Annotated in this window: 22 protein-coding genes; 12 read left to right on the forward strand and 10 right to left on the reverse strand. The window is 63.8% G+C overall.

Features of this window, described 5'->3' with window-relative positions:
• Positions 1-145 precede the first annotated feature (145 nt).
• The 5 genes from RYH74_RS13080 (at position 146) to RYH74_RS13100 (ending at position 5,770) form a co-directional block, all read left to right on the forward strand.
• Positions 146-2,446, forward strand: a complete 2,301-nt coding sequence (locus tag RYH74_RS13080; protein WP_317409533.1) for a fatty acid cis/trans isomerase — start codon at positions 146-148, stop codon at positions 2,444-2,446.
• Positions 2,447-2,654: 208 nt separating this feature from the next.
• Positions 2,655-3,689 carry an acyltransferase family protein gene (locus tag RYH74_RS13085; RefSeq protein ID WP_075044641.1) on the forward strand — a complete coding sequence of 345 codons (1,035 nt, stop codon included), beginning with the start codon at positions 2,655-2,657 and terminating at the stop codon, positions 3,687-3,689.
• A gap of 58 nt (positions 3,690-3,747) precedes the next feature.
• Entirely contained in the window at positions 3,748-4,332 is a 585-nt protein-coding gene (gene nfuA, locus RYH74_RS13090; protein ID WP_003250416.1) for a Fe-S biogenesis protein NfuA, read from the forward strand.
• A 346-nt stretch (positions 4,333-4,678) separates the two neighbouring features.
• Complete coding sequence (locus RYH74_RS13095; protein ID WP_024086651.1) at positions 4,679-5,287, forward strand: SCO family protein; 609 nt, start codon at positions 4,679-4,681, stop codon at positions 5,285-5,287.
• Positions 5,288-5,770: a copper chaperone PCu(A)C gene (locus RYH74_RS13100; protein WP_317409517.1), complete on the forward strand. Its 483-nt coding sequence runs from the start codon at positions 5,288-5,290 to the stop codon at positions 5,768-5,770.
• A 127-nt stretch (positions 5,771-5,897) separates the two neighbouring features.
• On the opposite strand, the gene RYH74_RS13105 is transcribed toward RYH74_RS13100, so the two are convergent.
• The 8 genes from RYH74_RS13105 to RYH74_RS13140 form a co-directional block, all read right to left on the reverse strand.
• Complete coding sequence (locus tag RYH74_RS13105) at positions 5,898-6,125, reverse strand: hypothetical protein (RefSeq protein ID WP_003260451.1); 228 nt, start codon at positions 6,123-6,125, stop codon at positions 5,898-5,900.
• A 72-nt stretch (positions 6,126-6,197) separates the two neighbouring features.
• Positions 6,198-7,031 (reverse strand): AraC family transcriptional regulator, encoded by an 834-nt coding sequence (locus tag RYH74_RS13110; protein WP_025338486.1) that lies wholly within the window; start codon positions 7,029-7,031, stop codon positions 6,198-6,200.
• On the reverse strand, positions 7,028-7,342 hold the full coding sequence (locus RYH74_RS13115) for an AzlD domain-containing protein (protein ID WP_046615691.1): 315 nt from the start codon (positions 7,340-7,342) through the stop codon (positions 7,028-7,030). Before RYH74_RS13115 ends, RYH74_RS13110 begins: the two co-directional genes overlap by 4 nt.
• Entirely contained in the window at positions 7,339-8,031 is a 693-nt protein-coding gene (locus RYH74_RS13120) for an AzlC family ABC transporter permease (RefSeq protein ID WP_013971958.1), read from the reverse strand. Before RYH74_RS13120 ends, RYH74_RS13115 begins: the two co-directional genes overlap by 4 nt.
• Before the next feature lie 309 nt (positions 8,032-8,340).
• A complete protein-coding gene (locus tag RYH74_RS13125; protein WP_317409518.1) occupies positions 8,341-9,036 on the reverse strand; it encodes a sel1 repeat family protein in 696 nt (231 codons plus the stop codon).
• Positions 9,037-9,174: 138 nt separating this feature from the next.
• Positions 9,175-10,257, reverse strand: a complete 1,083-nt coding sequence (locus RYH74_RS13130; RefSeq protein WP_075044646.1) for a hypothetical protein — start codon at positions 10,255-10,257, stop codon at positions 9,175-9,177.
• A 39-nt stretch (positions 10,258-10,296) separates the two neighbouring features.
• Entirely contained in the window at positions 10,297-10,923 is a 627-nt protein-coding gene (locus RYH74_RS13135) for a LysE family translocator (protein ID WP_025338491.1), read from the reverse strand.
• 2 nt (positions 10,924-10,925) lie between these two features.
• Positions 10,926-11,714, reverse strand: coding sequence for a YqcI/YcgG family protein (locus RYH74_RS13140; protein WP_025338492.1), 789 nt, complete (start codon positions 11,712-11,714; stop codon positions 10,926-10,928).
• A 159-nt stretch (positions 11,715-11,873) separates the two neighbouring features.
• On the opposite strand from RYH74_RS13140, the gene RYH74_RS13145 reads away from it, so the two are divergent.
• From RYH74_RS13145 to RYH74_RS13175, 7 genes are all read left to right on the forward strand, one after another.
• Positions 11,874-12,794 carry a LysR substrate-binding domain-containing protein gene (locus tag RYH74_RS13145; protein ID WP_075044647.1) on the forward strand — a complete coding sequence of 307 codons (921 nt, stop codon included), beginning with the start codon at positions 11,874-11,876 and terminating at the stop codon, positions 12,792-12,794.
• 309 nt (positions 12,795-13,103) lie between these two features.
• Positions 13,104-15,464 (forward strand): DNA polymerase II, encoded by a 2,361-nt coding sequence (locus RYH74_RS13150; protein WP_317409520.1) that lies wholly within the window; start codon positions 13,104-13,106, stop codon positions 15,462-15,464.
• Positions 15,465-15,491: 27 nt separating this feature from the next.
• The gene (locus tag RYH74_RS13155) at positions 15,492-20,033 is read left to right on the forward strand and encodes an NEL-type E3 ubiquitin ligase domain-containing protein (RefSeq protein WP_317409521.1); all 4,542 of its coding nucleotides are present in this window, start codon (positions 15,492-15,494) and stop codon (positions 20,031-20,033) included.
• A gap of 199 nt (positions 20,034-20,232) precedes the next feature.
• A complete protein-coding gene (locus RYH74_RS13160) occupies positions 20,233-20,787 on the forward strand; it encodes a DUF4174 domain-containing protein (RefSeq protein ID WP_084785135.1) in 555 nt (184 codons plus the stop codon).
• Positions 20,788-20,950: 163 nt separating this feature from the next.
• Positions 20,951-21,442, forward strand: coding sequence for a hypothetical protein (locus RYH74_RS13165; protein WP_084785136.1), 492 nt, complete (start codon positions 20,951-20,953; stop codon positions 21,440-21,442).
• Positions 21,443-21,518: 76 nt separating this feature from the next.
• Positions 21,519-22,367: a DUF692 domain-containing protein gene (locus RYH74_RS13170; protein ID WP_075044649.1), complete on the forward strand. Its 849-nt coding sequence runs from the start codon at positions 21,519-21,521 to the stop codon at positions 22,365-22,367.
• The gene (locus RYH74_RS13175) at positions 22,360-23,058 is read left to right on the forward strand and encodes a DUF2063 domain-containing protein (RefSeq protein WP_075044650.1); all 699 of its coding nucleotides are present in this window, start codon (positions 22,360-22,362) and stop codon (positions 23,056-23,058) included. Before RYH74_RS13170 ends, RYH74_RS13175 begins: the two co-directional genes overlap by 8 nt.
• A gap of 150 nt (positions 23,059-23,208) precedes the next feature.
• On the opposite strand, the gene RYH74_RS13180 is transcribed toward RYH74_RS13175, so the two are convergent.
• The gene (locus RYH74_RS13180; RefSeq protein ID WP_075044651.1) at positions 23,209-23,697 is read right to left on the reverse strand and encodes a DoxX family protein; all 489 of its coding nucleotides are present in this window, start codon (positions 23,695-23,697) and stop codon (positions 23,209-23,211) included.
• A 14-nt stretch (positions 23,698-23,711) separates the two neighbouring features.
• Positions 23,712-24,329 (reverse strand): ferric reductase-like transmembrane domain-containing protein, encoded by a 618-nt coding sequence (locus RYH74_RS13185; RefSeq protein ID WP_025338500.1) that lies wholly within the window; start codon positions 24,327-24,329, stop codon positions 23,712-23,714.
• Positions 24,330-24,539 lie beyond the last annotated feature (210 nt).

Below are 24,539 nucleotides of genomic sequence, written 5' to 3' on the forward strand. Positions count from 1 at the left end.
ATCATAACAAAGCTGCGCGGTTTTTAGGCGTATCGCCCATTTGCATGAAAATGGCTCATGTTGGGCGGGCGTCGGCGAAGCAGGGCACCCAAGGACGACCAGGCAACAAATCGTGATGGCTTTCAATACCCAGGACTTTCCGCACATGGTGCATCGTATTCTTGCCGGCGTTTTCGCCCTGCTCATCAGCAGTGTGGCGTTCGGGCAAGCCCCCCAGTCGAGCCCGGCTATTTCCTACACCCGGGACATTCAACCGATCTTCACCGAGAAATGCGTGGCCTGCCACGCCTGCAACGACGCCGCCTGCCAGCTGAAGCTGGAAAGCCCCGAAGGCGCGGTGCGCGGCGCCACCAAGGTTCCGGTGTACCAGGGCGAGCGCAGCAAGGCAGTGCCCACCACGCGGCTGTTCTACGACGCCCACAGCGAGGGCGAGTGGCGCAAGAAGGGCTTCTACTCGGTGCTCGACAACCAGGGCAGCCAGGCTGCGCTGATGGCGCGCATGCTCGAGCTGGGGCACAAGACCCCGCTCACGCCCAACGCCAAGCTGCCCGAGGAAATCGTCCTGGGCCTGAACCGCAACAACATGTGCCCGTTGCCGCATGAGTTCGATGCCTATGCCGGCGCCCACCCCAAGGAAGGCATGCCACTGGCGGTGACCGGCCTGACCGACAAGGAATACGACACCATGCGCCGCTGGCTGGCCGCCGGTGCGCCGGTCGAGTACCAGCCGATCAAGCCAAGCGCGGCCGAAGCCAAGCAGATTGCCGACTGGGAAGAGCTGCTCAACCGCCCGGGTTCCACCGAGGCGCTGGTCGGCCGCTGGCTGTACGAGCACCTGTTCCTGGCGCACATCTACTTCGTTGGTGGCGAGCAGGGCCACTTCTTCCAGTGGGTACGTTCGCGTACACCGAGCGGCCAGCCGGTCGACCTGATCGCCACGCGCCGCCCCAACGACCCGCCGGGCACCGACTTCTACTACCGGTTGATCCCGGTGCAGGGCGTGATCGTGCACAAGACGCACATCACCTACCCGATGGGGCCGCAGAAGCTCAAGCGGGTCAAGCAACTGTTCTACGCCGGCGACTGGCATGCCACCGCGCTGCCAGGCTACGGCCCGCGCCACCGGGCCAACCCGTTCGAAACCTTCGAAGCGATCCCGGCAGTGGCGCGCTACCAGTTCATGCTGGATAACGCCGAGTACTTCGTGCGCACCTTTATCCGTGGCCCGGTATGCCGTGGGCAGATTGCCACCGACGTGATCCGCGACAACTTCTGGGCGTTGTTCCAGGAGCCGGCCCACGACCGCTACGTCACCGATGCCAAGTACCGTGGCGAGGCCACGCCGCTGCTGGCTATGCCTGGGCAGATCGATGACGTGGGCAGCGTGCTGAGCCTGTGGCACGCCTACCGTGACAAGCGCAACGAGTACGAAAAACTGCGCCGCGAAGCCTATGCCGACATGCCGGCGCCGGGCTGGGCGACGCTGTGGGCCGGTAACGACAACGCGTTGCTGAGCATTTTCCGCCACTTCGACAGCGCCTCGGTGACCAAGGGCCTGATCGGTGATGTGCCGCTGACCGTGTGGCTGTTCGACTACCCGTTGTTCGAGCGCACCTATTACCAGCTGGCGGTCAACTTCGATGTGTTCGGCAACGTCTCGCACCAGTTGCAGACGCGCCTGTACTTCGACCTGATCCGCAACGGCGCCGAGGTCAACTTCCTGCGCCTGATGCCGGCCGACCAGCGCAAGGCGATCCTCGGCGACTGGTACCAGAACAGCGGCAAGGTGAAGATGTGGATGGATTATGAAGACATCGACACCGACACCCCGAGCGGCATCCAGCTCGACCCGCGCAACCCCAAGCGCGACTTCGGCCTGAAGCTGTTGCAGCGTACCGGCAGCCTGAACGCCGCGCCTGACCCGATCAACCGCTGCCAGGGCGCGTTCTGCTCGCGGCCGCAGGTGAGCGAAGAGTTCCGCAATGCCGAACAGTCGCTCAGCCGCCTGGTGTCGCGCCCGGCTGCCGGGTTGAAGGTGATCAACCAGCTGCCCGAAGCGACCATGCTGCGCATCGAAGGGCAGGGCGGCCAGCGCCAGGTGTACAGCCTGCTGCGCAACCGCGCGCACAGCAACGTGGCGTTCCTGCTGGGCGAGGCGTACCGCTACCAGCCGGGGCTGGATACCCTGACGCTGTACCCGGGCGTGCTCAGCAGCTACCCCAACTTCATCTTCAACATCCCGACCAAGGATGTGCCGGAGTTCGTCGAGGACATGGAGTATGCGAAAGATGACCCGGCCAGGTTCGAGCGCATCGTCATGCGTTGGGGTGTGCGCCGCAGTCACCCAGAGTTCTGGCGCTACTTCCATGACCTGAACAGCTTTATCAAGGAGACCGAACCGGTCGAGGCGGGCGTGCTGGACATGAACCGCTACGAGAACCTCTGATCGGTTGGGCTGACCTTTCCGATTACCCTGCGGTCGGACTTGCTGGGTGGTCCGGGGGCTGCTTTGCAGCCCAATCGCCGGCAAGCCAGCTCCCACAGGGGCCGCACATGCCTGAAGGCTGCGCAGTACTTGTGGGAGCTGGCTTGCCGGCGATGGAGCGCAACGCGCTCCCAAAGGCCTCAATGCACCGGCAATTGCAGGGTTCTCCATGCTGTATTCGCTTCAAGCACTGCGGGCGTTCGCCGCCTGGGTGGTGGTCTGCCACCATTTCATGCAGATCTTCTTCGACTTCCAAGCCTCCGGCCCCATCGGCCAACTGCTCACCGACCGCGGCGCCGCAGGCGTCGACATCTTCTTCGTCATCAGCGGGCTGGTCATCTACCTGTCGACTTGCGACAAGGCCATCGAGCCTCGCCAGTTCCTGCTCAACCGGGCGCTGCGTATCGTCCCGGCCTACTGGTTCTACACGGCGCTGATGGCAACCCTGCTGCTGGCCTTCAGCCAATGGATGCCGCACCAGGCATTCACCTGGCACCATCTGCTGCTGTCGCTGCTGTTCATTCCGGCGGAAAACCCCGGTGGCTACGGCTTGTACCCGACCCTGAACGTGGGCTGGACGCTGAACTTCGAGATGTTCTTCTACCTGCTGTTCGGCCTGGCCTTCCTGGTGCGCCAGCGTCATCACCAGTTGCTGGTCACCGCCGCGCTGCTGCTGGCCAGCGAGATACTGGGCCGGCTGGGTGTGCTCAGCCGCTTCTACAGCAACGACATCATCTACGAATTCCTGCTCGGCATCGGCCTGGGCGTGCTGCACCGTCGCGGGCTGATCCACCAGGGCCGCTGGCTGCCGTTGGCATTGCTGGCGGTGGCAGGCCTTGCCATCTACCACCTGGACGCTTCCCGGCGCTTGCTGCACTGGGGCGTGCCGAGCGCAATGATCGTGCTGGCCTTCGTCGCCCTGGAACCGGTGTTCCGCGGCAACCGGCTGCTCAAGGCGCTGGGCGACTGTTCGTATTCGGTGTACCTGGTCCATGTACTGGTGCTGTACGCAGGCTGGTTCGCCAGCCAGCGCCTGCAGTTGAACCCGTACCTGGTGTTCGCCCTGTGCGTGCCGTCCATTGGACTAATGTCGTGGTTCAGCTACCAGTGGCTGGAGCGCGGCCTGTACCGGCGCATGCAGGCCTGGCTGGCGGCGCCACGGGGGCAGGCCCCTGAATATGCGCTTTCCCGAGTCAAATACTAGGACTTTGTTCGAAGGCCGGGTTGGCGTACACTTGGCCGCAAGTCTGTGAGGAACCTACATGAGCGCTATAACCATTACCGACGCCGCCCATGACTACCTGGCCGATCTGCTCTCCAAGCAGAACACGCCTGGCATCGGCATTCGCATTTTCATCACCCAGCCGGGCACCCAGTACGCCGAAACCTGCATCGCCTACTGCAAGCCGGGCGAAGAGAAGCCTGACGACACTGCCGTGGGCCTGAAGAGCTTCACCGCTTACCTGGACGCGGTCAGCGTGCCGTTCCTGGAAGACGCACTGGTCGACTATGCCACCGACCGCATGGGTGGCCAGCTGACCATCAAGGCGCCGAATGCCAAGGTGCCGATGGTCAACGAAGACAGCCCGATCAACGAGCGCATCAACTACTACCTGCAGACCGAGATCAACCCCGGCCTGGCCAGCCACGGCGGCCAGGTGAGCCTGGTGGATGTGGTCGACGACGGCATTGCCGTGCTGCAGTTCGGTGGTGGTTGCCAGGGTTGTGGCCAGGCCGACGTGACCCTGAAGGAAGGCATCGAGCGCACCCTGCTCGAGCGTATTCCCGAGCTGAAGGGCGTGCGTGACGTGACTGACCACAGCCAGAAAGAGAACGCCTACTACTGATGTAGAGGCAGGCGCGGTCTGTTGCGTGTGGGCGGCCTTGCGTCGCGAAAGGGCCGCGAAGCGGCCCCAGCAATATCAGCTTCGCCGCCAATAACCCGGGGGCTGCTGCGCAGCCCTTTCGCGACGCAAGGCCGCTCCCACAACGACCGCACAACCTGGTCAGGCCTTAGCAACAAAGTGTTACTGTTTCAACCCCTGCGACAACAGGCCGCAGCCCGTATTCAAAGGGCTGCAGCCGATCCTTGCCTTCGTCGGGTAGAACCCCTCGGGGTGTCGTGCCAGAATGCCCCGGTTTTTCGACCGGCCCGTCCCGAGGGTCGGCACCTTCCCTGTAAAGGATGGTTTCATGAATGATCTATATACCCGGCGCGCAGTTGTCGCCGGGATGGGCGTTCTCGGGCTTGGCCTGCTCGCAGGCTGCAGCCCGGCCCGGGGGCTCGAGTTCAAGTACGGCAAGAACATGAGCAACGAAATCCTTGGGCGCAAGTTCAGCCTCAAGGACACCCAAGGCAATGTGCGCACCCTGTCGAGCTTCTACGGCAGCATGCCGATGATCTTCTTCGGCTTCACCCAGTGCCCGGCCGTGTGCCCGACCACCCTGGCGCGCGCCGCGCAAATCCGCAAGCTGCTGCGCGGCCGCGATCGCGACCTGTTCCAGGTGGTGTTGATTACCCTGGACCCGGAGCGCGACACCCCCGAAGTGCTCGATGCCTACGTGAAGGCATTCGACCCGTCGTTCACCGCGCTGACCGGCACCCCCGAGGAAATCGCCGCGGTGGCCAAAGAGTTCAAGGTGTTCTACGAGAAAGTCCCGGCCGGTGATACCTATACCGTCTCTCACTCGTCCACCAGCTACGTCTACGATACGCGTGGCACCCTGCGCCTGAGCCTGGGCCATTCCCTGACCGCCCAGGAATGCGCCGAAGACCTGGTCACCCTGATGGAGATCTGCTGAATGTCGATGCAACCGATCAAGCATGGCCTGGCTGCCCTGGTCCTGATGGGCCTGGCGCTGCCGGCCCTGGCCCAGACCACCGTGAGCGACGCCTGGGTGCGTGCGACCGTGCCGCACCAGCAGTCTACCGGTGCCTTCATGACCCTGACCGCCAGCAGCGACAGCAAGCTGGTGGGCGTGGCTTCGCCTGTGGCCAAGACCGTGCAGGTGCACGAGATGACCATGAACGGCGATGTGATGGGCATGCGTGAGGTCAAGGCGGTCGAGCTGCCGGCCGGCAAGGCCGTAACTCTCGACCCGAACAGCCTGCATGTGATGCTGATGGGCCTGAACAACCAGGTGAAGGAAGGCGAGAAAGTGCCGCTGACCCTGACCATCGAAGATGCCAAGGGGGCCAAGGAAACCCTGGACGTGCAGGCCGAAGTGCGTGCGCTCAACGCCGAGGCGGGCGGTGCGCATGATCACATGCACATGAAGCACTGATCAGGCTGAACCCTTTGGGGGCGCTTTGCGCCCCATCGCGACACAAGGCCGCTCCCACAGGAGAACGCGTATCCCCTGTGGGAGCGGCCTTGTGTCGCGATGGGCTGCCAGGCAGCCCCCGGTTCAATCAGCTGCGAAACTTGGGCAGCGGCCTGTCGAGGGTCAGCGAGGTCAAGGTCTTGCGGACCTGGGCCTCATCGGCCTCCAGGGCCTTGAGACTTGCGCGGATCTTGCCGGCGGCGGGCACGTCGCCCTGCCGGTCGATCCAGTCGGCTATCTCCTTGCAGGCACTGCTCAGGCAGGCCTGGCGCTGGTTCATCAGCGACAGGAGGGTGGTGAGCTCTCTTTCGGACATGGCAGGATCCTCCATTCAGCCTTGTCAGTGTAGCAGTGGCTGGCCGGCCTGCCTGAGGCCGGCTGTCGCAGCTCAGCCCTGCAGGCAGGCGCTGCGATAAGCCCCTGGCGTTACCCCATAGGCCTGCTTGAACTGCCGGCTCAAATGGCTCTGGTCGGCAAAGCCCAGGTCGAACGCCACCTCCGAGGCAGCCCAGCCACGCTTGAGCATTTCCCGCGCACGGGCCAGGCGCCGCTGCTTCAACCAGGCATGTGGCGGCAGGCCGGTGGCCTGGCGGAACACCCGGGCGAAATGGAATGGTGACAAGTTGACCGCCGCCGCCAGGGCCTCGAGCGAAGGCGGGTCGGCCAGTTGGCTTTCCAGCAGCTCACGGGCGCGGGCCACTGCCAGCGGTTCGTGGCCAGGGGCGGCAGGTTCGGCGCATTGCCCGTGCCGTTGCACCAGGGCCAGCACCGCCTGGCGCCAGGCGGTCTGCTGCTGCAGGGCGCTGGCGCCGGCTTCGGACAGCTGGTGCAACTGGCTGAAGGCAAGCGCCAGGGCCGGGTCGTGGATCACGCTGTCCTTGAAGCTGGGCATGCCGTGGCGGCCCAGTTCCAGTTCGTCGAGCACCCCGGTTACCCGTTCATGTTCCGGGTAGAACCCTCGGTAGCGCCAGCCCGCTTCGTGGGCGGTGGCCCCGGTGTGCAGCTCGTCGGGGTTGATCAGCACCATGCTGCCGACCGGCGCCAGGTGCTCGCTGCCGCGATGCCAGAAGCGCTGGGCGCCCGACTCGATCACGGTGAATACATAGCCTTCATGCACATGCGGGGCGAAACGCTGCTGGAAATAGCGCGCGTGCAGCATCTCGACGTCGCCCAGTGCCGGCGCCTGCCAGAGGTGTGTCTGCTCGCGCAGGGGCGTGCTCATGCCAGCCAGCTGCGCAGGAGGAAGAAGATCAACATGCTCACCAGCATGCTCAGCAACACGCTGCGGGTCAACAGCACCAGGGCGATGGCCACCAGCGAACCCAGCAGGTAGGGGTTGAGCAGGCTCAGGTTCAACTGGTGCTCGGGCATGAAGATGATCGGGCCGCAGATTGCGGTGAGCATGCCCGGCACGGCGAAACCGAGGAACTGCCGGGCGTTGGAGCTCAGGCGCAAGGGCAGGCGCGGCTCCAGGAACGCATAGCGGTTGAGGAACACGATGGCGCCCATGGCAAGAATCAGGACCCAGGTCATGCGCGGGCTCCGGCGAATTTCTGGCAGACGAAACCGGCGCTCATGCCCAGCAGGCCTGCGGCCACCAGGGCGGTTTCCCAGTGCCAGTAGCTGAACAGCACCGAACAGAACAGCGACACCGCCACGCACACCAGCGTGGCCAGGTTGCGCACCAGCGGCGCGATCAGGGCGACGAAGGTGGCGACAATGGAAAAGTCCAGGCCGAGCTGGTCCAGGTGCGGAATGTTCTGCCCCAGCAGGATGCCGGCCAGGGTGAACAGGTTCCAGGCGACGTAGAAGGTCAGGCCCACGCCCAGGGCGTACCAGCGGTTGAACTGCTGCTGGTCGTACTGGCTGGTCAGGGCGAAGAACTCGTCGGTGAGCAGGAAGCCCAGGCCCAGCCGCCAGCGCAGCGGCTGGCTGGACAGCACCGGGCGCATCGTCAGGCCATACAGCAGGTGCTGCGAGGTCAGCAGCAGGGTGGTCAGCAGGATCGACGCCAGGTTGGCGCCGCCCTTGAGCATGCCGATCGCCACCAGTTGCGCGGCACCGGCGAAGACGATGGCCGACAGCCCTTGCCCCTCCCAGGCGCTGAGGTTGGCCTCGATGGCCATGGAGCCGGCCAGCAGGCCCCAGGGGGCGACGGCCAGGGACAACGGGAGGATGGCGATGGCGCCGTGGAGAAAGGCTTGGCGGGCGATGTGGGGCATGGTGGCTGCAGTGCGTGTACGTTGGCAGGCCAGCATGCCAGACGGGGCGGGGGATGGCTTGAACGATCTTGCTGGTCTCCACCTTGTGGGGGCAACTGTCTTGCTCAAAATTTCAACGCACACGCGGTCACTGTGGGAGCGGGCATGCCCGCGAACACCGGCGCAGCCGGTGCCATGCACCGCGTTGGATGCTTCGCGGGCACGCCCGCTCCCACACAGGCCGCGTCGCGCTTGCGAATTGAGTTCTCTACGCGCCAGCGCAGCCCAAGGGCTGGGCCATCTCCCACAAAGGATCGCGACTGCTGATGGTCAGGGACGGCTGGTCAGGTGCTGCTGCGCTGTCACGCAGCCGTTGGTATCCACGGCCTTCTGCAGCAGGCTCTGGCGGTGCTGCGGGTCAAGGTCGCCGAGCAGGCGGTAGACCTCGGCCTGGTAGTCACGCTGGCGCCCCCACTGCATTTCCAGGCCTTGTGGCCGGTTGCGGTTGCAGGCCAGGCGCGTGGCCGGTTGCGGGTAGTAGGGCGCATACACGGTAGCCATGTTGGGGATGGCCTCCAGCGCAGTACGGTACTCGTTGCTGACGTTATAAGGCGGGCACCAGGTGGCGATGGCCGGCGCCGGTGCGGCAAAGCCCTGTCTGAGGCTGGCTTCGAGCAGCGGGCAGGCGGCATCCGGGATTTGCGCGGCGGGCAGGTAGGTCATGTAGTACAGCGCCAGACGGTACTGTGCGACCGGGTGGCCCAGCTCCACGGACTTTTTCAGCAAGGCGACGGCTGTCGGCAGGGTGTGGGCCATGGCCTGTCCCTGGCGGCTGAGCTCCGGGTCGCCGCCGATGGCCGTGCGCAGTGTGCTGGCGCCGTCGTCCTGGCTGTCGGCCTGCTCCAGCAGGGGCAAGGCCTGGCGGTAGAGCAGGTCGGCATGAGGATCGATGCGCACTTCCAGCGCGTGCGCGGCCAGCGGCATCAGGGCGATCAACAGTGGGGGCAAGCGAAGCATGCGGCTCACAGGCAAGCCCCATGGGGTGCCAGGTACTGATGGATGGCTTCGATGTTCATGGCGGTCAAGCGTGCGCCTCGGGCAGATCGGAACGACGGCCTATTCTAGCCACCCAAGGGGCCTGGCCGGAAGACCACCTGGCAACTGTCAGACGAGCTTGATCGGCGTGACCTTGCGCTGGGCATGTTTTTCCTGGGCCAGGCCAAGCTTGGCGGTAATGACCTTGGCCAGGGCATTGTTGCCCAGGTCGTTCAAGTGCAGGCGGTCGATGAACAGGTCGGCGCCGAACACCGGCGAGCTGCTGAGCATGCAGTTCATGTCATAGCAGGGCACCGGGTCGGCCTGGCTCTTGATGCGACGGAAGAAGGCCGAGTGCAACTGGCTGTCGAAAGCGCCGTCCAGCAGCCGGTCGAAATTCGCCGGTCGTCGTTGCAGCGCGTCCAGCATGGCCTGTTCGCCAGCGGGCAGGCTATCCCGGCACCAGGGCAGCAACGGCTGCAGGATGAAGGTGAGGGTGGAATGGCTGTCTGCCAGCAGCCGGTCCCATTGGCGCAAGGTCCGGCCAATGCTGTCGGCGGCACGGGCCAGGCGCTTTTCCGGGGGTGACAGCGGCCAGGTGGCAGGTGTTGCGACCGAGGGCGCGGCCAACGCCTGGCCGATGCGCCGCCAAAGCGATTGCCGGCGGGGCGCCGCCGTGGGCTGCATGCCTTCGCTGAAACTGTTGAGAAAATCCTGGTAGGCCTTGGCGTGCCGCGGGTCGCTCAGGCTGGCGAGGACTTCGCAGAGGGCTTCGTGGGCCAGGGTGTTGAGGCCGCTGAGCACCACCACATGGCCGAGCTGGCCAAGGCGGTGCTGGTGGGTCAGGAACATCAGCAGCTCCTGGCTGGCATTGAGCCCGCAGCCAGCCAGGCTCAGCCAGACTTCGCCAGTCAGCATCGACAGGTGCGAGGCCACCGTGTGTTCGTCGGAGCTGGCACCGATACCCAGGGCGGTGGAGCCGCCGACCAGCAGGTTGATGCGTGACGCACCACCGCGCTCGGCTGCCGAAAAGCGCTTGCCGGCGCAATGGCTGTAGCGCAGGCCCAGGGCATCGGTGTTGATGGTGCCGGAGCGGTAGCCGGTTTCGTGCACATGCACGGTGTGCGGGGCACGCCGGCTGCCCAGCAGCAGAAAGCGCTGGTAGTCCTGTTGCAACGGCGAAGGCGACGGGGTCGTGTCAGTCGCAGTCATGGGTTCTCCTTCTGTTGCAGCGGGCACCTTGCGTCACGTTCAGGCCGCCAGCTCCTTGACGTTGTACAGCAGGCCGCCGGCGGCGATCAGCAGCAGGGCGACCCCCGAGGCCAGGCTGATCATGCGGTTGCTGCGCTGCGAGGCGATCTTGCCGATGGCGAAGATGTACAGGCTGAGCACGGCAAAATCGATGGCCACCCACAGCATCGACAGCACCACCATGCTCTTGCCGAACGACTCGGTGATCTGGATGAACTGCGGGAAGAAGGCGATGAAGAAGATGATGTCCTTCGGGTTGGAAATGCCCACCATGAAACCTTGCAGCAGCCCGCCGCGGCCAGGCTTGGCGAGCTCGCCCGGTGCCTCGGCTGCCGGCGCCTGCAGGGCGTCCCGCAGCGTGCCGACGGCAATGTAGCCGATGAACAGGCAACCCAGCAGGCTCATGGCGCTGAGCCAGGCCTTGTCGATGGCGGCGCTGGTGAGGATGATCCAGGCCGCCGCGCCGATCAGCACCAGTGATGCCCAGTTGGTGCCGACAGCAGTGAACATGGCCTTGCGTGAGCCGGAGGCGGCCGCGGTGTTGACGATCAGTGCCACCACCGGGCCGGGGGTGGCGATCAGTAGCAGGACAGTAAGGGCGTAGGTAGCGGTGAGTGCGGTATTCACGGTCAGGTCTCGATCAGTATGTCGGGTGTTGCCGGCTGTACGGCATGGGCGTGGAACGGGCAGCGGGACGGGTTGAGCGACCCTGCCTCCTGCAGTTGGTACTGCTTCCACTCGTAGTTGTCGGCATCGCCGAAGAAGCCAAGGGTGTCGGGCATGACGCCGTCGTTGTAGTGGTGCACGCGCTCGCGGATGCGTTCGCGGATACGATGGCCGCTTTCGGTGTTGACGTTGGCCACTTCGTCGAAGTTCGCCCGCGGGTTGATGACGAAGGTGATGTGTGGCCCCAGGTTGCGGCTTTTCATCTGCTGGTGGCCGGGGAAGTTCATGTTGATGAACAGCGGCATGCCGGCAAAGCAGAACGACCAGGCGTTGTCGTCGGGGTCGGTCGGGATGCCCTGCGGCCAGGGATGCGGGTCGCGCGCGTGCACGCCACGCAACACCTTCCAGGCCAGCGCCTGTTGCTCGGCCAGGGTGTAGTCGGCGGCAGTTTCGAGAAACACCACCAGTGGGCTGCCGATACGCTGCTTGGGTGGGATAGGTGTGACGGTGCGCACGTAGTCGGCCAGGCCCATGGCGATGTCATCGGCCAGCTGCCCGGCGCGGGCGAAGAGGATGTGGCAGGTTGCGCCGTTTACCGCCTTGCGGCCGAACAGGCAGGGAAACTCGGGGTTGGCGAGGACACTGCGAAAATGTTCTACGGCTTTGTAGGTCCAATGTCGCGCGTTGCGCACATGGTCAGCGGCCAGCTCTAGCGCATCCAGGCGATAGCAAGTTCCATAACCCGTCGACATGATTTCCCCAGGCGTAAATTTGATGAACGTTCAAGTCACATGCAGGCAGGATCTTGGTTATGTTTATTATTTACCCGCATTTTCCGAGACGTCCTTGGCGTTGTAAAACGCGTGGAACTATGACCTACTATTAGTCTTACTCATGCTCGGGGCGTCGCCATGTCGGAACGGATTCAGGCTTTGCACGCGCTGCGTGCCTTTGAGGTGGCCTCTCGCTATGGCTCATTTACCCGTGCCGCGGAAGAGCTGGCCCTGACTCAAGGCGCCGTCAGCCACCACATCAAGACCCTCGAAGCCATGTTCGGCTGCGACCTGTTCGAACGCCGCGGGCCGAAGCTGGCCCTGACCGAGCACGGGCGCCTGCTGGCGCAGGAGCTGAAGGTTGGCTTCAAGATCATCGAAAATGCCTGCGCCCTGCTGCGCCAGGACCGCTACGGCCTGCGTCTGAAGGCGCCGTCCACGCTCACCGTGCGCTGGCTGCTGCGGGCGCTGGATGCGTTCAAGAAGGTCGAGGACAACTGCAGCGTGCAGCTGTCCAGCGTGTGGATGGACATCGACAGCGTGGACTTCTATTCCGAGCCCTACGACTGTGCGATCCTCCTGGCCAACGGGCGTTTTCCCGCCGATATCGAGAGTTTCAAGCTGTTCGATGAATGGCTGATCCCGGTGTGCCACCCGGATTACATGGCCCAGGCACAACCGGACCTTGCCGACCTGGCCCAGTGCGAATTCCTGCACCCGTCCCCTGACCGACGAGACTGGCGGCGCTGGCTGGCTCGCATGGACGCGCTGGACATCAGCATCGACCACGGGCAAGTGTTCGATACCCTCGACCAGGGCATCTCGGCCGCACAGCAAGGCCTGGGTATTTCGGTGGTCGACCTGGTGCTGGCCAGCGCCGACCTGTTGGCCGGGCGCCTGGTAACGCCGTTCAAGCACGCGGTGGCCACCGGCGACGGCTATTACATGACCTGGCTCAAGGCCAGCCCCAAGGCGCGGCAGATGCACAAGCTGCGCGAGTTCCTGCTTGGCCAGGTGCCACCGCTGGCCTGCAAGGACATCAATTACCTGTACGGTTGAATACGCGTTCGAGCAAACGCCCGGCGGTGGAGCGCCTTAGGGAATTGCAAGTAACTGATTGATTTAGCAGGGTCTCTGTGGGAGCGGGCGTGCCCGCGAACACCGGCGCAGCCGGTGCCATCCATCGAGTCGGATTCTTCGCGGGCATGCCCGCTCCCACAGGGGCCGCGTCGCGTTTGCCAATTGGTGTTACCTGCGCGACAGCGCACCCCCATGGGTTGGACGTTCTCCTACAAAAATGCGCTGCGACGGTGCGTCAGCGGTAGAATCGCCGCAATCAGCACAACAAACGATTCAGAGGTCGACGCGGTGGAGTTGCAGCAGGGCTTTGTCCTGACCCGACATTGGCATGACACGCCCGAAGGCACCTGCGTGGAATTCTGGCTGGCCACCGACCAGGGGCCACGACAACTGCGCCTGGCGCCACAGGTATCGGTGGCATTCATCCCCCAGGCGCAGGAAGCACACGCGCGGGTGCTGCTGGCCAACGAAGCCGGTGTCGAGTTGCGGCCGCTGCAGCTGAAGGACTTTGACCAGCGCCCGGTGCTGGGCCTGTACTGCCGCCAGCACCGGCAACTGATGCAGCTGGAGCAACGCCTGCGCACGGCCGGTATCGATGTGTTCGAAGCCGATATTCGCCCGCCCGAGCGCTACCTGATGGAGCGCTTCATCACCGCCCCGGTGCAGTTCACCGGCCAACCGGATGCCCAAGGCGTGCTCTGCGATGCCCAGCTCAAGCCCCTGCCGGGTTATCGCCCGCCGCTGCGCCTGGTGTCGCTGGACATCGAGACCAGCGAGCGGGGCGAGTTGTACAGCATTGCCCTGGAAGGCTGTGGCCAACGCCAGGTGTACATGCTCGGGCCGACCAACGGCACGGCTGATGACCTCGACTTCGACCTGCACTACTGCGCCGACCGCGCCGACATACTGGCCTGCCTCAACCAGTGGATGGCCGAGCACGACCCGGATGCAATCATCGGCTGGAATCTGATCCAGTTCGACCTGCGCCTGCTGCACGAGCACGCCAAGCTGCTGCAGGTACCGCTGGCACTGGGGCGCAATGGCGCGCCGATGACCTTGCGCAGCCATGCCGGTGGTGGCCACGTGTTCGCTGATGCCCCGGGGCGGCTGCTGATCGACGGCATCGAGGCGCTGCGCTCGGCGACCTGGAGCTTCCCGTCGTTCAGCCTTGAAAGTGTCGCCCAGACCTTGCTCGGAGAAGGCAAGGCCATCGACACGCCGTACCAGCGCATGGATGAAATCAACCGCCGCTTCGCTGAGGACAAGCCGGCGTTGGCGCGCTACAACCTCAAGGATTGCGAGCTGGTGACGCGCATCTTTGCCCACACCCGCCTGCTCGAATTCCTGCTGGAGCGGTCTTCGGTTACCGGCCTTGCGGTGGACCGCAGCGGTGGTTCGGTGGCCGCGTTCTGCCACTTGTACATCCCGCAGATGCACCGCCTGGGCTTTGTCGCCCCCAACCTCGGCAGCCGCCCCGACGAAGCCAGCCCCGGTGGCTTCGTCATGGATTCGCGCCCGGGCCTGTACGACTCGGTGCTGGTGCTGGACTACAAGAGCCTGTACCCGTCGATCATACGTACCTTCCTGATCGACCCGGTGGGGCTGGTCGAAGGCTTGCGCCTGCCCGACGATGAACACTCGGTGGAAGGCTTCCGGGGTGGGCGTTTCTCCCGTAGCGAGCATTGCCTGCCGGCCATCGTCGAGCGGGTATGGCAGGGCCGGGAAGCAGCCAAGCGCGAGGGCAACGCGCCGCTTTCGCAGGCGCTGAAGATCATCATGAATGCCTTCTACGGAGTGTTGGGTTCGAGCGGCTGCCGCTTCTTCGACCCGCGCCTGGCTTCCTCGATCACCATGCGCGGCCACCAGATCATGCGCCAGACCCGTGCGCTGATCGAAGCCAGGGGCTACGAGGTGATCTACGGCGATACCGACTCCACCTTCGTCTGGCTCAAGGGCGCCCACGGCGAGGAGGCTGCAGCACGCATCGGCCGTGAGCTGGTGGCCCAGGTCAACCAGTGGTGGCGCGAACACCTGCGCGAGCAGATGACCCTGGAAAGCGCGCTGGAGCTGCAGTTCGAGGTGCATTACCGGCGCTTCCTGATGCCCACCATCCGCGGCACGGACGAAGGCAGCAAGAAGCGCTACGCCGGGCTGGTGCAGCGGGCCGATGGCAGCGAGCAGATGGTCTACAAGGGCCTGGAGTCGGTGCGTACCGACTGGTCGCCGCTGGCCCGGGAGTTCCAGCAGGAGCTTTATGGCCGGATATTCCGCGGGGAGCCTTACCAGGCGTATGTGCGCGATTATGTACGGCGCACCCTGGCGGGCGAGCTGAATGAGCTGATGGTGTACCGCAAGCGTTTGCGCCGGCCGCTAGCCGATTACCAGCGCAATGTGCCGCCGCACGTGCGTGCGGCCCGGCTGGCCGATGACTACAACCGCCGCCTTGGCCGCCCGTTGCAATACCAGCGCGGCGGCTGGATCAGCTATCTGATCACCCTGGCGGGCCCCGAACCCCTGGAAAACCTGCAAGCACCGGTGGACTACGAGCATTACCTGACGCGGCAGCTGCAGCCGGTGGCCGATGCCATCCTGCCTTTCGTTGGCGACAGTTTCGAAGGGTTGACCGGCCAGCAGCTGGCGCTGTTCTGAAGAGGTGGTAGCTATCTAGCTAATCGCTTGGCAAGCCTGCGTCTAGTGTCGGGCCTTTTGATCAGCCCGAGGCGCAACAACGTGACTACACCCACCAAGCAGCAACCGCCAACCGCCGATACGCTGGCCATGGAGCAGGCCTATCAGGACAACCTCATCGTCAAGCGACTGCCCAGATGGATTCGCCGGTTGCGAATCGTCTCGCCGACCGAGCAGAACATCCCGGCCAACGGTTTGTATGAATCGCAGCATGCTGCATTGCGCGACGCGTTGAAAGACAGCCTGGCCTGTCGACAGTGGCTGGAAAAGGAGCTTGCGCGCATCCAGGGCATCGACCGTTTCGTCAAGCCGCTGCTACAACACGCCATGCAGGAAGAATTCGGCATCAGGGAAAATGTCGATGGCCTGTATTTCAGGCGCTGGTACACCTACACCGCTCCCAGCCAGGGCACCGTGTGGGGGCGCTATCCGGTGGTGGAAAAGGACTATTTCGACGTACCGCTGATCGAGGCGGCACTGGACAACTTCACGCCGGGCGAGGGGCGGAACGAGCAGCACAAGGACAACTGCATCGTCGACAGCCTGTCGCGACGGCTCGCCTCACCAACCGCGCCAGCCTTCGCACGCTTGTGCCGCCAGCTGGATCTGGGCAAGCGCTATCAACAGCACCTGGACAGCGTGCTCAAAGCGCCGAGCAGCCAGGCAAGCGGCTGGCGCAGCATGGCTTCGACGCTTGCCCAGCTGTACAGCTCGGTCATGCTGATCGATGCGTGCAAGGCTAAAGGCGATGGAGTCCTGAGTGCTGCCGAACTGGACCTGGTGCTAGAGCTGTGCAAGCACGGCAGACCTGGCACGTTGTACGAGTCGAAAGTGGTGGCCCGGCAACTCAAGGCGTTCGGCTGCGATTTGCAACAGATCGTGATACTCGATGTGTTTCATGACAAAGTCAGCCGCAAGATCATTGTCTACATTCCCGATGACCCCCATGGTCCCTGGACCGCAAGCCCCGACCTGGAAAGCTTCACCCGCGAGGTCTTGGGCAAGCGTCTGCGAGACAGGCACTATCAGGATTTCTTCAAACGTTTCGTACGCCGGCGCGACAGCCAGCAGTTCTTCTCCAGGGTTGCCAAGGAGCTGGTGGGCGTCGCCGATTGGGCGACCCGGGAAATGGACCAGCACATGCGGGACTACCCGCTGCCGTTGTTCGCCCACCTTGCCGCCGCGCGCATTGCCCACATCAAGGACGATGCCGCGCTTATTGCCACGCCGGTGTCAGAGCTGGATCGCAAGGCCCAGGGAGCCCATCAACAAAGGTTGGTTGTCGAGGGTTGGACACTGGCCAGCTTGGCGGGCGTGTTCATCCGCGCACTCAATGTACTGCTGCTGGCGGTAATGGTCTGGGACCTGCTGGGCGAGCTGTTCCAGGCGGTGGAGGACTGGCGCGAGGGCGATACCAGCGCCGCAATGGAGCATGTGCTCAGCGTGATCAAAGACCTGGCCATGATCGGTGTCACCGCTGTGGTATGGCGGGAAGTGAGCCGGGCCTGGGCCGCATTGGACCAGTGGGTGCCAGCGCGCCTGGAAGACGGCAGCGAAAAGCTCTGGAATGGAGACCTGGTGCCGTTTCGCAGCGCCGCACTTCCCGCTGGGGAAGTGGCCGATGCAATGGGCATCTACCGTGCCCTGGGCAGAAGCTGGATGACCATGGACGGCCACAACTACGAAATCGTCCAGCGCGCAGATGAAGAGTGGCAACTGGCACCACGAGGTGGTCATGGACCTTTGTTGCGTCACAATGACGCCGGTGCCTGGCGGGTGTGGACAGAGCAACCGGCCAGCTGGACAGACAAGCACCGTATGTTCCGCCGCCTTGGTGAGCGTTTCGCTCGCCTGGATGATGAACAGATTGACCAGGCCATGGCCGTCCATGCCCTGGATGCTGACCATCTACGGGCGTTGCATGTGTACGGCCGGCCACCTGAGGCCGAGCTGGTCGATACCGTAGAGCGCCTGCTGATCGACCGCCGGCTGCAAACCCTGCTGGACGATCTGAAACTCGGGCGGGTGCCGCAGGACGCGCCGTTGCTGGCGAAGGCTCGTGCCCTGCCTGGTGTCACCGAGCAGGGCGGGCCAGCATTGGCGGCGCAGGTCTCGGCAAGGCGGCGCCAGCTGTTTCAACAGGTGTATGACGGGCAGCAGGAGCCAGACGATGCGGCGGTGGCAACGTTGCGCAGGGCATTCCCGAGCCTGCATCGGCGAGCGGCGCGCGAGCTGCTGGGTGAGCTGTCTGCAGAAGGTGCGGAGTTTCAGGCACTGGTCAGCGGCACGGTGCCGTTTCGGCTGGTCGAAAGGGCCAGGCTGAGCGTCCTGCGCATACGTGTTGCGCGTGCCTGCGAGGCGCTGTTCATCGATACGCCCCAGACCCTGGACCAGGCCAAGGTCGCGCTGACGCTGCTGGAGACGCTGGATGTCAGGGAGGCCAGGCCGCGCTGGCGGCTGTACGATGGTGATAGCCCGCAGCCGATAATGACTACTGCTGGCGACGGGCGGAACTACAGGCTTGTGCATGACAACGGGCAGTTCGAGCTTGAAGATGCGCTAGGCCTCGAGCTGAGTGGCCCCGGCGAGCTGTTCGAGACCTTGGCGGCTGCGTTTGCCCCGGCCGATCGTGCTGCACTCGGTATCACTGAACCCTACGCCCCGGGTTTGAGAGCAGTGTTGGCCCGGCAAATGCCCGGGAACAGCAAAGTACTCGCCCAGGTGTTGGGCAAAAACCCTCGACAGCCATGGATGCTGGCGCCACTGCGCCTGGAGGATGGCAGGGTCGGCTACCCGCTGGGCGGCGGCCTGGGGCGCTTTGCCCGGCCTGCGTCTCGACCCCGGGCGTTCGAGACGCGTCTGCGCGACCTTTACCCGGCCTACAGTGATGAACAGATCGAAGCCTGGCTGACCACGTTGCATGCTTCGGGGCGTGATACCGACACTGAGCTCGGTGTGCTCGAAGAGCAGGCCCGCCGGTTGAGCGACCACTTGAAAAGCTGGGAGCGGCGAGGGTTGCTGAACGGTGAACGACCCGAGCGCAAGCGGTTTCGCAAAGCAATCATGCAATGCTGGCGGGAACGGGTGCCCGCTCAAGTTACACCTGAGCATCAACGTCTGGCTTTAACTTGGCAGTACAGCGCGTATGACCTGTGCTCATTGCCTGAACTGGGCCCACTCTTCAGCTTCCCGCACGTTACCGAACTTTCCCTGCGCAGCCTGTTGCTGAAAGAGGTACCAGAGCAGTTCCTGCTCTCATTCCCCAATCTGACGTCCCTGGAACTGAGCTACAACCAGTTGCAACGTCTGCCAGCGAGCCTGTCGTTGCTCAGTGACTTGCGCATACTCGACTTGTCCGGCAATCGCATCTCTCTGGACGAGCCCCAGGCTCAATTGCTGGCGCAATGCAGCCGGTTACGTTACCTGAACCTTTCGGACAATCGCTTGAACATGACCTTTTCTGTGGCGCAGATGAACCAGTTGGCCGAACTGCGTTTGCGCAATGCCGGGTTGGTATTGCTGCCCGAGGGCATCACGGATTGTCAGACGTTGTACATGCTCGATGCTTCCAACAACTTCATCACGCTGTTGCCTCCCAACTTCATCCAGTCCCCGTTGTGGCGGGACGGCTACGTTGCGCTGTCAGGCAATCCTGTGCTGCTGCACCAGGCTGAAGATGTGCAGGAGGCCTGGAACATTCCGGAGGACAGTTCGGTCCCTCACAAATTTCGCTGGGTGGACCGCCTGGACGGTGATAGACGCGAAGACCTGGGTAACCTGTGGGCCACTGTTGAGCAAATGGATGGGGCGACGAACTTCATGCAACTGCTGAAACAGCTTACGCGCTCGCAAGACTTCACCCATCCTCGATATGGGGAAATGCTGGCTACACGCGTTTTGACCATGATGGAAAAGGTGGACAGCTCAGCAGCATTGGCCAATGAAATTTTCGCCCATGCGCTGGTTGAAAACTGCGCCGACAATGCCACGGTTGTCTTCCAGCAGCTTGAAATCCGATGCCTTGTGTGGGAAGCCGAGCAGGCCGCCCCTTCTGGTAGCCAGGAACGAGCCCTGGTGAATCTGGCGCGGCAGTTGTGGAGGCAACAGGAGGTTGACTTCATCGCCATGCGCGAGGCTGAGGCTGCAGGTGCGAGCATTGAGTCGGTCGAATGGGCGCTGGCCTACTCGATCCGCTTGCGCGAGGACCTGGGCCTGCCTGGCAACGCACGGAGCATGCTACACGCGGGCATCCCGAACCTGGATGACGCTTCGGTGATGCGCGCGGCTGATCAGGTCAGGCGTAACGAGACAGACCACTCGGTGGCAGTGTGGATGGTCCAGCAACCGTTCTGGAGAAAATATCTCGAGAAACGCTACGTGCGCGAACTGGAAGTGCCGGCAAGTTTTCAGAACCAGTTGGCGGAGGATGCGAATGCCGAGGACGCCGCCAGGTTGATGGCGGAAATCAGGCTTTGGACCGAGAAGACCGAGCTTCAACTGACCATCGAGGCTCTGCAACGGCCGGCATGACAAGGGCGCATTGGACTATGCTCAAGCTACAAGTGATAGGGGTACTTTTTCGGGCTCGGGACGGGGAACGAGCGCACTTGGTAACCGCCGGTTACTGTTCATTCAAACATGGAGGTCTTTTGCTGGTTTACGCTCGCTCGTCGGATCTTTCGCCCTGATCTGTAGTCTTCTGGTTTATCGAGAGAATAAGGAGATACGCATGCTCGTCCGGTCACTGACCCTCGCCACCTTGCTCGCGCTCGTCGGCCCTGTGTTTGCCGCCGACAGTGACGCGCCGCTGGCCAAGGAACTGGGCAAGGCCAGGCCCTTGGTCGTCATTGCGCCCAGCAGCGCCGACCCGACCTTGCGTGGGTTGAACGAGGCCCTCAAGGACCCGGCCACCCAGGCCGCCTTCAAAGAGCGCAACCTGGTGGTGTACAGCGTTGCCAACATGATGGGCAAGCGTGAGGACAAGAACCTCGAGCAGCAGACCACCATGGCCCTGATCCGCGAGTTGAAGCTGGGTGCCAGCAAAGGCACCAAGGTGATCCTGGTGGGCAAGGACGGTGAGCGGCACATGCTCAAGGACGACGAGGAGGGCGAGGCCATCGACCCGCAGGTGATCCTCAAGGCGGTCGATGATCTGCCTGCCAGCGAAAAAGCCGTGACGGCACCGGAGCCTGTGGCAGCGACGGCACCGGAACCCAAGGCCAAGGACAGCAAGCCTGCCAAACCCGCCAAGCCGGCCGCGCCACCCAAGCCGCTGGAAGACTGACCCTGCACGTCGGCCCCGAGGCACCTTGGGGCCGTTGTGTATCCCACTGTATCTGCCCACGCCGCAGACCCATTCCCATACAAAACCGCACCCCGCGCGATACATCCACGACATACCGCAACGGCCTAATGGCTCCACATTCCAACCACAGTGGAGCGACACCATGACTCAAGTACGAAACACCCTCGGCCTGCTCGGCGCTGCCCTGATCGGCAGCATGGCATTGAGCAGCAGCGCCTTTGCCGTCGAGCCGTTGGCCCAGGGTTACCAGCTGGCTTCGGCCAAGGTGGCCAGCGAGGGCAAGTGTGGTGAAGGCAAATGTGGTGGCAGTGCAAAGGCCACCCAGGGCGAAGGCAAATGCGGTGAGGGCAAGTGCGGTGCAAGCGCCAAGGCCGGTGCCGAAGGCAAGTGTGGCGAGGGCAAGTGTGGTGATGCCTCGTTCGCCAAGACCGACAGCAACCACGACGGCAAGGTCTCGCGCGACGAGTTCCTGGCGGTGGCCAAGGACCGTGCCGGCGACTTCGACAAGATCGACAGCAACCATGATGGCTTCATCTCCGAACAGGAGGCGGCGGATCACCTCAAGGCGATCTACCAGGCTAATGGCAAGGCCATGCCCGAAGGCTTGTTCAGCCACCTGACCGGCAAGTCCTGACTTTCTGCCCCATGAACCGCGCAACGCCCCTCCTGCTGGTCAGGTGGGGCGTTGTGCCTGTTGCGGAGACCTGTTCATGCACCCCACATCTTTGTCCCCTGTACCTTTACAGACCGGGCTAGGCCTGCGCCGCGGCCTGCTGCCGGAACTGCTGGCCATGGAGGCTGGCGCCGTGGATTTCCTGGAGTGCGCACCGGAAAACTGGGTTGCCGTGGGCGGTGCCTACGGCAAGGGCCTGGCGCAGTTGGCCGAGCGTTTTGCCATTACCTGCCACGGGCTGTCGTTGTCGCTGGGTGGCAGCGAGCCGCTGGACCGCCATTTCCTTGGCCAGACCCGCCAGTTTCTCGACCGCCACCAGGTGCGCCTGTACAGCGAGCACCTGAGCTACTGCAGTGATGACGGGCACCTGTATGACCTGATGCCCATTCCATTCACCGACGAAGCGGTGCGCCATGTGGCCGCGCGGATTCGCCAGGCCCAGGAATACCTGGAGCGGCGCATTGCCGTGGAAAACATCAGCTACTACGCCGCACCGTACCAGGCGATGAGTGAACTCGACTTCATCCGCGCGGTACTCGATGAGGCCGACTGCGACCTGCTGCTGGACGTCAACAACGTCTTCGTCAATGCCTGCAATCACGGCTATGACGCCCGCGAATTCCTGGCGGGCTTGCCCCAGGCGCGGGTATCCGGCATGCACGTCGCTGGCCATTACGATGAAGCGCCGGACCTCAAGGTAGACACCCATGGGGCTGCGGTGAAGGAGGATGTGTGGGCGCTGTACGCGGTCGCCTGTGCGCGCTTCGGTGTGCAACCGACCGTGCTCGAGCGTGATTTCAACTATCCGCCGCTGGCCGAACTGCTCGCCGAGGCGGCGCGCATCCGCACTGTGCAGCGTGCTGCGGGAGGGCATGCAAATGAATGAGACCTTGCGTGAGCAGCAGTACACCTTGGCCCGGCACCTGCGTGACCCGCAGCGCCATGCGCCGCCGCCGGGCGTGGAAGCCCGGCGTCTGAAGGTTTACCGCGAGCTGTTCTATGGTGCTATCGAAGGTTTGCTGGCCGGCAGTTTTCCGGTGATGCGCCAGGCGTTGGGCGAACCGCGCTGGCATGCCCGAGTGCGAGATTTCTATGCCAACTATCGCAGCCAGACACCGTTGTTCACCGAGATTGCCCAAGCGTTCGTCGATTACCTGCAAGGCATCGAGCTGGATGCGCCCTGGCAGCTGGAGCTGGCGCACTATGAGTGGGTCGAGGCGCAGTTGTATCTGAGCGATGCCGAGGACCCGGCCCATGACCCGGCAGGCGACCTGCTGGAAGGGGAACCACTGTTGTCGTGTGTGGCACGCGTGTTGGCCTATCGCTGGCCGGTGGAGCGGATCGGGGCGGATTACCAGCCAGCGGTCGCGCCAGAGGCGCCGACCTTGTTGCTGGTTTATCGCGATGCGGGGTTGAAGGTGCGCTTCGCGCGCCTGGCGCCGCTGGCGTACCGGTTGCTGGCGCTGGAACAGGGCAGTGGGCGGGCTCGGTTGCAGGCGTTGGGCGGTGCTGTGGAAGAGGGGTTGGCGTTGCTGGAGGGATTGCGCGAGCAGGGGGTCATCATCGGTACATGTTGAATCGTGGTATTGGGGCGCTTTGCGCCCCATCGCCGGCAAGCCAGCTCCCACAGGTACAGCGCATGCCCAGAATCTTGCGCAGTACCTGTGGGAGCTGGCTTGTCGTGGCGACGAACCGCGGCGATGGGCTGCAACGCAGCCCCGGCAATATCACCTGCAGAACCGCCCTCTGAGCCAATGATCCAGGCTCAACCGCCCAGCCCCTTTCAGCAGCAGTGGCAGCAACGCCACCAGGTAGATCAGCGGCAACTTGAAGTTGCCAAAGCCCTGGTCGGTAATCGCATACCCTTGGGCCAGCTCGGCCAGGTTCGACCAGTGCGCCGGCCAATGTACCGCAGCAATCGCCACCACGGTCACCACCATCAGCCCCAACGAGGCCAGCCGGGTACCCAGTCCCAGCAACAGCAGTAACGGCAGGATCAGCTCTGCCCACATCGACAGCTGCCAGTTCAGCTCTGCAGGCAGCAGGTTGAAGGGGAACGGGAAGTTCGCTTGCAGGTCAGCGAACCAGTTGCTGCCATTGAATTTCTCCCAGCCGGATTCGAAAAATTCCCAGGCCAGGAACAGCCGCAACGGCAGGTCGGCGCTCCAGGTACCGAAACGGTCGAAGGTGGTCAGGGTGCGGGTCAAGGTGGTCATGCTGGTTTCTCTCTTCAGGAAAGGGCACGGGCGTTACGGCGTTGCTGGCGGGCCAGCTTGGCGGTGAGCTTGACGGCGATGGCGCTGAACATCAGGGCGAACGCCAGCGGGTACCAGCCGCCCATGGGGATGCGTTTGTAGAACGACAGGCAGAACACCGCGGCCAGTACCCACATGCCGGTGCTGTGCAGGGCCTGCCAGGCACGGCCACCCAACAGGCGCATCGGGGCCTTGAACGAGGTGATGGTGAGCAGCAGCAGGAACAGGTAGCCGAGGGTGCCGGGCAGGCTGGAAGTGAGCGTGCGGCCGGCCCAGAACAGCTCGGGGAATTGCTGGGCATAGCGGTAGATCAGTACGCCGTGCACGGTGTGGGAAAAGGCGAATGCCAACCCCAGATAGCGCCGTTCCTGGAGGATGCGGCGGCTGCTGGTGCCAGGCAGCAAGGTCACCAGCGACGAGGCCAGGAAGGCCAGCAGGAATAGCGCGAAGGAGCTGCGCGCGGTGGCACGGATCGCGCTGCGCAGGCCGTCCGGATCAGGTTGGCTGGCCAGGACCACGGCGGTCATCGCCAAGGTCAGGCCGGCGAGCGTGGCGAACAGCTTCCAGCCGGAGGGAAGGGTGAGGGGTTTCATCAGGAAGGCTCCCGGGGTGTGGTTGTGTGACCGGGAGTGTGTCGGGGTGGGGTATCTGCAGTGTGTCGGCGGTGGTGGGGTTGTGTATCGGAGTGTACTGATACTTCAAGCTCCACCTGCTTTTTGTGGGAGCGGCCTTGCGTCGCGAAAGGGCCGCAAAGCGGCCCCGGCAATTCATGCGACGAAGCTGAAAACCTGGGGCTGCTGCGC

The sequence above is a fragment of the Pseudomonas sp. LSJ-87 genome (assembly GCF_032971465.1).
Classification (GTDB): domain Bacteria; phylum Pseudomonadota; class Gammaproteobacteria; order Pseudomonadales; family Pseudomonadaceae; genus Aquipseudomonas; species Aquipseudomonas putida_Z.

Bases quoted from the DNA above. Each gene is read 5' to 3' on its own strand.
- RYH74_RS13170 (WP_075044649.1), top strand. From the start codon at position 21,519: ATGCACCCCACATCTTTGTCCCCTGTACCTTTACAGACCGGGCTAGGC.
- RYH74_RS13085 (WP_075044641.1), top strand. From the start codon at position 2,655: ATGCTGTATTCGCTTCAAGCACTGCGGGCGTTCGCCGCCTGGGTGGTG.
- RYH74_RS13095 (WP_024086651.1), top strand. From the start codon at position 4,679: ATGAATGATCTATATACCCGGCGCGCAGTTGTCGCCGGGATGGGCGTT.
- RYH74_RS13145 (WP_075044647.1), top strand. From the start codon at position 11,874: ATGTCGGAACGGATTCAGGCTTTGCACGCGCTGCGTGCCTTTGAGGTG.
- RYH74_RS13140 (WP_025338492.1), bottom strand. From the start codon at position 11,714: ATGTCGACGGGTTATGGAACTTGCTATCGCCTGGATGCGCTAGAGCTG.
- RYH74_RS13115 (WP_046615691.1), bottom strand. From the start codon at position 7,342: ATGACCTGGGTCCTGATTCTTGCCATGGGCGCCATCGTGTTCCTCAAC.
- RYH74_RS13160 (WP_084785135.1), top strand. From the start codon at position 20,233: ATGCTCGTCCGGTCACTGACCCTCGCCACCTTGCTCGCGCTCGTCGGC.
- RYH74_RS13105 (WP_003260451.1), bottom strand. From the start codon at position 6,125: ATGTCCGAAAGAGAGCTCACCACCCTCCTGTCGCTGATGAACCAGCGC.
- RYH74_RS13120 (WP_013971958.1), bottom strand. From the start codon at position 8,031: ATGCCCCACATCGCCCGCCAAGCCTTTCTCCACGGCGCCATCGCCATC.
- RYH74_RS13180 (WP_075044651.1), bottom strand. From the start codon at position 23,697: ATGACCACCTTGACCCGCACCCTGACCACCTTCGACCGTTTCGGTACC.
- RYH74_RS13080 (WP_317409533.1), top strand. From the start codon at position 146: ATGGTGCATCGTATTCTTGCCGGCGTTTTCGCCCTGCTCATCAGCAGT.
- RYH74_RS13100 (WP_317409517.1), top strand. From the start codon at position 5,288: ATGTCGATGCAACCGATCAAGCATGGCCTGGCTGCCCTGGTCCTGATG.
- RYH74_RS13110 (WP_025338486.1), bottom strand. From the start codon at position 7,031: ATGAGCACGCCCCTGCGCGAGCAGACACACCTCTGGCAGGCGCCGGCA.
- RYH74_RS13130 (WP_075044646.1), bottom strand. From the start codon at position 10,257: ATGACTGCGACTGACACGACCCCGTCGCCTTCGCCGTTGCAACAGGAC.
- RYH74_RS13185 (WP_025338500.1), bottom strand. From the start codon at position 24,329: ATGAAACCCCTCACCCTTCCCTCCGGCTGGAAGCTGTTCGCCACGCTC.
- RYH74_RS13165 (WP_084785136.1), top strand. From the start codon at position 20,951: ATGACTCAAGTACGAAACACCCTCGGCCTGCTCGGCGCTGCCCTGATC.
- nfuA (WP_003250416.1), top strand. From the start codon at position 3,748: ATGAGCGCTATAACCATTACCGACGCCGCCCATGACTACCTGGCCGAT.
- RYH74_RS13175 (WP_075044650.1), top strand. From the start codon at position 22,360: ATGAATGAGACCTTGCGTGAGCAGCAGTACACCTTGGCCCGGCACCTG.